This window comes from Streptomyces hirsutus (assembly GCF_001418415.1).
GTDB lineage: Bacteria > Actinomycetota > Actinomycetes > Streptomycetales > Streptomycetaceae > Streptomyces > Streptomyces hirsutus.
On sequence record NZ_LIQT01000435.1, the window covers coordinates 1 to 6551 of the forward strand.

Annotated in this window: 7 protein-coding genes; all 7 read right to left on the reverse strand. The window is 73.1% G+C overall.

Annotation, left to right across the window (positions count from 1 at the left end):
- Nucleotides 1–638 (reverse strand): zinc-ribbon domain-containing protein (locus AOK11_RS44120; RefSeq protein WP_338058955.1); only part of this gene is annotated, 638 nt, incomplete at its 3' end.
- A gap of 4 nt (nucleotides 639–642) precedes the next feature.
- The gene (locus AOK11_RS29495) at nucleotides 643–1206 is read right to left on the reverse strand and encodes a phage tail protein (protein ID WP_055596769.1); all 564 of its coding nucleotides are present in this window, start codon (nucleotides 1204–1206) and stop codon (nucleotides 643–645) included.
- Nucleotides 1203–3164: a putative baseplate assembly protein gene (locus AOK11_RS29500; RefSeq protein WP_055596774.1), complete on the reverse strand. Its 1962-nt coding sequence runs from the start codon at nucleotides 3162–3164 to the stop codon at nucleotides 1203–1205. The genes AOK11_RS29495 and AOK11_RS29500 overlap by 4 nt, the downstream gene beginning before the upstream one ends.
- Nucleotides 3164–3586: a GPW/gp25 family protein gene (locus AOK11_RS29505; protein ID WP_055596770.1), complete on the reverse strand. Its 423-nt coding sequence runs from the start codon at nucleotides 3584–3586 to the stop codon at nucleotides 3164–3166. Before AOK11_RS29505 ends, AOK11_RS29500 begins: the two co-directional genes overlap by 1 nt.
- Nucleotides 3586–3903, reverse strand: coding sequence for a PAAR domain-containing protein (locus AOK11_RS29510; protein WP_055596771.1), 318 nt, complete (start codon nucleotides 3901–3903; stop codon nucleotides 3586–3588). Before AOK11_RS29510 ends, AOK11_RS29505 begins: the two co-directional genes overlap by 1 nt.
- Before the next feature lie 34 nt (nucleotides 3904–3937).
- Nucleotides 3938–5767 (reverse strand): VgrG-related protein, encoded by a 1830-nt coding sequence (locus AOK11_RS29515; RefSeq protein WP_055596772.1) that lies wholly within the window; start codon nucleotides 5765–5767, stop codon nucleotides 3938–3940.
- Entirely contained in the window at nucleotides 5764–6486 is a 723-nt protein-coding gene (locus tag AOK11_RS29520) for a CIS tube protein (protein WP_055596773.1), read from the reverse strand. The genes AOK11_RS29515 and AOK11_RS29520 overlap by 4 nt, the downstream gene beginning before the upstream one ends.
- Nucleotides 6487–6551 lie beyond the last annotated feature (65 nt).

Consider the following 6551-nt stretch of genomic DNA (forward strand, 5'->3'; position numbering starts at 1 on the left):
GGGGCCACGGACGCCGCGCCCGGGGCGGCGGCTTCGTCGGCGCGGGAGTCCTCGCCGGTGGTCGGGCGGGAAGCGGGAGCGGAGGACCCGGCCCCGGCATCATCGGGGCCGGGCCGGGGTGCGGGGCTTGTCGTCCCGTCCTGGCCGGAGATGGTCCCGGAGCCCTCGCTGTCGCCGTCGCCGTCGCCGGATCGTGAGCCCGCGGCAGGCGCCGTGCTCGCCCCCCGCGCCTCGCCGCGGCCGCGGCCCGTCAGCCGGGTGCGCAACGACGAGCTGCGGGCGGGCTCGGCGGACGCCGGCTTCTCGGCCGAGGGCGACGAGGGCGCCGGCGTGGCGGCGTCGGGCTGCGTGGCATCCGGTGCGGCCTGGGGTTCGGCAGGTGTGCTCGAGACCGGCGGCTCCGAAGCCGTGGGGCGGGGCGCGCGCGGGGCCGACGACGCGGAGGACGTGCCAGGGGTCGGCGGCTCCGCGGGCGTACTCGATGCCGGCTGCTCCGACGACGTACCCGAAGACGACTCGCTCGAAGCCGCCGTACCCGAAGCCGCCGTACTGTTCGACCATCCCACATACGCCCCGCAGTTGCCGCAGAAGTCGTCCGTGGGGCCGTTGGACGCCCCGCACTCGGGACAGACGCGCATGGCGTCACCTCCCTTCGTCGATGGGCGGGCCGGGCAGGATTTCCACCCGGCAGACGGTGTGTACTGGGCACATGGCCCTGACGACCTCGTGGACCCTGGCCGGGTCCACCCCGGCCTCGCGGTCCGGCCACACCCGGACCAGAACCTCTGCGGGGGGCTCCGGCGGCAGGTCGGCGCCGGGGGTTCCCGACCACACCGCGCCGCCGTCCCCGGTGACCTCGGCGTGCGCGCCGATCGCGAGCCGCAGAGCCTCGACCAGGCCGCGCCGGGTACCGCGCCACCGGTGCAGCTCCACCGCCCGGGCGACCGCCTCGCGGCGCCGCTCCACCGGCCACTGCGGGTCGTCGGCGGCGCCCACCCAGGACGCCAGCCAGGCCAGGAAGTCGGCCGGGGTCACCCGGGGATCGAGATAGGCGGGCAGATTGTCGAGGGTCGCGAACACCGGGGCGAGGACGGTGTCGAGTCCGCTGGTGAAGCGCTGGGCGAAGTCGTCTTCGGCGTACAGAGCGGGCAGTTGCTCCCCGATCGGGTAGCGGCTCGGCAGACCGGGTACGGCCGCGCGGCTCATCCCCGTGCCTCCGGCTCCACGGCCGTGACGACCACCTGGTGCTGGTACGAGAAGACCAGCGCGCCCGCGGCCACGTCGATGCGGTCCGTCGGTGCGCCACGTCGCCCGGTGATCGGGTCGGCGGAGAACAACAGGATCTCCTCGACCAGCGCGTTGCCGGTGGCGCGTTGGAGGACGCCGAAGACGTCGCCGTACTGGACCGGTCGTCCGAACGGCCAGCCGGTGCCGTCCGGGCCGCCGACCAGTGGGTTGAGATGGTGGAACAGGGCTGCCAGGGCCGCGTCGCGGACGCGGTCGGTGTCGGCGGGGGCCGCCGCGAGCCTGGCAACCACGGTGACGCCCTGGTAGACCGGCGGCTCGACGACCAGGCGGGTGCCGATCAGGCGGCGTTCGTCGAGGCTCGTGGTGATCGCCCGGAGGACTTGGTCGGAGGGGATCATCTGCTCGAAGCGGAGCCGGTCGTCGCCCTCGTCGGCCACCGCGTCGGGTACGACGAGGACACGTACCGCGCCCGCACCCTCCGCGGCGGGCAGGCATCGGACCCGGCGTACGGAGGGGGCCGCCTGGCGGGCGATGACCTCGTAGTCCTCGGCGGTGACGGCGCGTTCCTGCATGCGCAGTGCGTCCGGCGCCCGCAGTCTGGCGTTGGCGATGGTCTCGCCGGCGACTCCGCCGAGCGCCGCCTCCCGGTTGACCACCCGGGCGACGTACGGAACGGAGCTGCGCAGCACGGAGATCGCGCCGCGGGCGACATTGCCCGCCGGGCCGCCGCCGGTGCGGTAGCGGGCCACCCGGATCTGGGCGCCCTTGGGCGGCACGGCGCCACACTGCCGCAGTGTGCCGTCCGGTTCGCGCAGCGCCGGCGGGAAGGTGAACTCGCCGGTGGTGGAGTCGACTTGGACATGGCGGTCAGCCGGGCCCGAGCGGCCGAAGTGCTCGACCACGTCCCAGCGCTGCCAGCCCTCGGCTGAGGACACCTCCACCACGGGGGGCTCGCGGTCGAGGAGGACCGGCGGGCGGCCGAGCCGGAACGTCTGCCCGGCGACGCCCTCCGAGGTGCCGAGCGGCACGTCGGTCCCGCTCTCGGCATGCTCGACGGTCATGGTGCCGCCCACGGTGAACACCGCCGCCTCGCGCACCGTCGGGGACTCCGAGTAGAACGGTTGGCCCGGCTCCGCCTCGGTGACCCGGCAGCGCAGCCAGCCGGCCCGGGTGCCGCCGATCACCGACGCGGTGTGCCCGGCCGGTACGTACACGATGACCTCGCCGGGCCGGTTCAGGCCGCCGGTGGAGTCCTCGCCGGTCTCGCACACCTGCCAGCCGCCGCCGTCCCACGCCTCCCACACCAGCGGAGGCTGGCGCGGGTCGACGCCGATGCCCTCCACGCGGCTGTCCAGGCGCACCGCGACCACGCAGCGCGGCACCGCCGTCGGCAGGCCGAACAGCAGCGCGTCGCCGGGCTGGGGTGCCGTCTGGAAGGCGGGTATGTCGCGGCCCTCGGCGAGCTCACCGGTCCGGTCGGTCTGCTCACCGGTGCGGGACGCGGTCACCAGGCGAGTCAACTCGCTGGGCACGATGCGCAGTTCGTCAGTGGTCGCGAACACCACGGCCTCGTCGGCCTCGCCGCCCGCGGTGGTCACCTCGGTGCCCGGGGTCAGTGTCACCGTGTCGGGCTGCGGCGCCGACAGCCAGAAGTCGACGTCGGCCACGGCCGCGGCCGGCGGGAACAGGCGGATGCCGAGCAGGTCCAGGAACGCGGTGTAGTTCTTGTCCGGGACCCGGTTCAGCCGGTACAGCAGCTGGTCCACGAGGTAGGCGAACGTCTCGATCAAGGTGACGCCCGGGTCGGAGACGTTGTGGTCGGTCCACTCCGGGGCGCGCTGCTGCACGTACCGCTTCGCCTCGTCGACGAGCTGCTGGAATCGCCGGTCGTCCAGGTTGGGGGAGGGCAGTGCCATCAGGCGGCGCCCCATTCCTCGGCCCCCTCCTCGGAGGGGATCGTGTAGAAGGGAAAGACCAGGTTGCGCCGGTCGTTGGTGGAACGCAGGGTGTAGTGCACGTCGATGTAGAGGGTCCCGGCCTCGACGGCGTCGAAGGCGACCCCCACGTCGTCCACCGCGATGCGCGGCTCCCACCGCTCCAGCGCCTCGCGCACCTGCTGTGCGATACGTCCGGCGGTGGCACCGTCGCCTGGCGCGAAGACGTAGTCGTGGATGCCGCAGCCGAATTCGGGGCGCATGGGGCGCTCGCCGGGCGCGGTGCCGAGGACCAGGCGGATGGCCTCCTCGATCTCCCGCTCCCGTTCGACCATGCCGATCCCGCCGGTCGGTCCGACCCGCAGCGGGAACCCCCAGCCGCGGCCGATGAACCGGTCGCTCATCACACGCCCCCGATCAGGACGTTCAGGGCGCCGCCCGAGATCATCGCGCCGCACGCGGTCTTGTCGCGCATCCGCGCGGCCGGCAGCCCGCCGATGAGGACCTGGCCCCGGGCGAGCGCGGCCGGGTCGGGCATGATCACGTTGCCCGGTCCCAGGGCCAGGTGCGGTGGCATGGCGCAGGTGTGCACGCTGCCCACGACGGCGGCGGGACGGCCGCCGATCAGCACACGGGCGACCGTCGCGGCGGCGCCGGGCGGCGGGGTGGCGATCACACCGCCGTGGTTGGTGGGGTCACCGGTACGAGCTGCGGGGGGCATGGGATCTCCTTGGGGAATGTCGGGGAGACAGAGGTCAGTTGATCCGGATGAGCTTGGCCTTGAGGACGCCCAGCAGACCGCCGTCGACGGTGACGTTCGAGGAGCCGTTGACACTCACCGTACGGCCGCCGATCTTCACCCCGACCCTGCCCTGGATGTCCACGTTCCGGCCCGACACACTCACGTCGCCGCGCCCCGCGTCCAGCGTGATGCCCTTCTTGTCGAGCAGGACGGAGGTGAGGGGCTGTCGGCGGCCCTTCTGGGCGTACACGGTCAACTCGATGCGGTCCCGCCGGTTGTCCAGGAACACTTCGAGGCGCTCGTCAGCGCTCATCAGCCGCACCCCGGAGCGACCGGGTGCCCTCGCGTCCAGCAGCTCCACCCGGTGCCCCGAGCGCGACACGACGGAGCGGCGGTTGACCTTCCCGGTGGTCTTGTCGATCAGAGGGACGTCGTGCGGCGACGGCTCGTCCACCCCGTTGTAGAGCCCACCGATGACGTACGGGCTGTCCAGCAGGCCCTGTTCGAAGCCGACCAGGACCTCGTCGTTGACCTCCGGGCTGACCACACCGCCACCGCCCTTGCCGCCCCACTGCACGGTGCGGACCCAGTCGGTGACATAAGTGTCGTCCAGCCAGGGGAACTTCAGCCGTACGGCTCCGGACTCGGCGCCGCCCGGTTCGCGTACGTCCGTCACCACACCGATGGCCAGACCGGGCATGCGCGGGCCGCGGCTGGGCGCGTTCGCTCCGGTCACCAGGCCGGTCAGGGAGCGGTCCGGGCTGGCGCTGACCCACACCGTCGTCCGGTACCCGCCGTGCGGCTCCAGGACATGCTGCACCGCCGTCGCCGTGTACTTCCCCGAGAACTCCTGCCCGACGTTGCCGAGCGCTACGGGCTTGCCCGCCCGCAGCTTGGGGTTGCCCTCGACCACCGCCTCCAACTCCCCGAACCCGGAGCTGACGTGAGCGGCTGTGGCGTCCGCGACCGCCTTCGTCTCGGCGTGCGTGCGGTACGGGGTGTCCGTGACGGTCAGCTTCGACGACTTGCCGAACCGGGCGGCGAACGCCGGGCTCAGCCCCGGCACCACCGTGTCGCTGTTCACGGACGGCTTGCGGGCCACCAGCGGCCGCTTCGTGGTGACGTCCCAGCCGCGCACCTCCACCTGCTGCGCGCCGTCCGCGGCCGACAGCGAGGCCCGCAGCGCCAGCAGATTGCGCCCGTATTCCAGCACCATCGGGCTGCGGGTGGCCGGGGTCGACGGCGCCGGCGCGCCGGACGCCTTCTGCGGCTTGGTGAACTGCAGCAGCCCCTTGTCGTCGACGTGCACCTGCGCGCCGCTCTCCCCCGCCAGGAACTGGAGGAAGTCCCAGTCGGACACGTTCGCCTGCGACAGCTGCTCGTAGGTGACCGGCGCGGCCTCGACCTTCCCGCAGGCCAGCCCGGCCCCGGCGGCCACCTTGCGGACGATCGCCGCCGCCGTCATGTTCCGGTACGCCACCACCTTGCGGCCCCGTTGCAGGCGGTGCGCCTTGGAGTAGGCGCGCACCACCGTGAACGAGCCCGTGCCGTCCCGGTCCAGCTCCAGGGCGATCACCTCGCCGCTGAACAACCGCTCGCGGGCCTGCCCGGAGACGGTCACCACCGACACCTTCAGCGGGGTGCCGATGGTGATGCCCGTCGCCTGCAGGAACTCGTGGTCGGGGTCGCGGAAGGTGAGCACCGCCGCGTCCGGCAGACCCACGTTCTCGTCGACCACACAGCTCACCAGCTGGGCGGCCCAGATCTGCGGGAGTTCGGCGGGCGTCTCGATGACGGGATCGGCCGCGAACGGCCGGCCGCCCCGTGCCCCGGGTGTGGTCACTGATCCTCCTCAGCGCCCGCGTCGCGCAGCCCCGGCACCATCAGTTCGGTGCCGGGTACGAGAGCCATCGGGTCGTCGATGTCGTTGGCCTCCGCGATGACCCGCCAGGCCGTCGCGTCGCCGTACTCCCGCCAGGCCAGCAGGGCCAGGCTGTCGCCCGCCACCACGGTGTGCGTGCTGCGGGCGGTGCGCGCGCCGGACGTCGGGTTCTGGCCCGCCGGGTCGACGCTCGCCTCCTCGATGGACAACGTGCAGGTGGCCCGCAGCGGCTTTCCGTCCACGTCGAACAGCGTGTACGACACCGACAGGCTGGAGAGCACCCCGTCGAACGACGTCGTCCGCGCCGTGCCCCACTCGAACCGCACCCAGGGGCTGGCCGGCTTCTTGCGGCCCAGGCTGGCCGGGGTCGGCACGCACCCCTTCATCAGCTTCTCCACCGCCAGCTCCACGGAGTTGTCGTGGGTGGCGGTGGCGTCCAGGAAGACCTCCAGGCTCAGCGTGCGCGGGCCGCTGCCGACGAACTCGGGCAGCGCCGACTGCCCCGCCATCCGGGACGGGGTGCGCCGCCACTCGGTGGTCTTGCGCAGCTCCAGGGTGGAGGGGTTGAACTGCAGGTTCAGCCGCGCGATCGTCCCGCCGGGTTTCGCACCGACGGAGGCCGGGGGCTCTTTCAGGGTCAGCTGGGCCCTGGCCCGGCTGGATCGGACCGCTGGGGACATGCCGGGACTTCCTCTCCGGGGACGGCTGTTGAGGGCGGGTTTCGTGAGGGCGGGTTTCGTGAGGG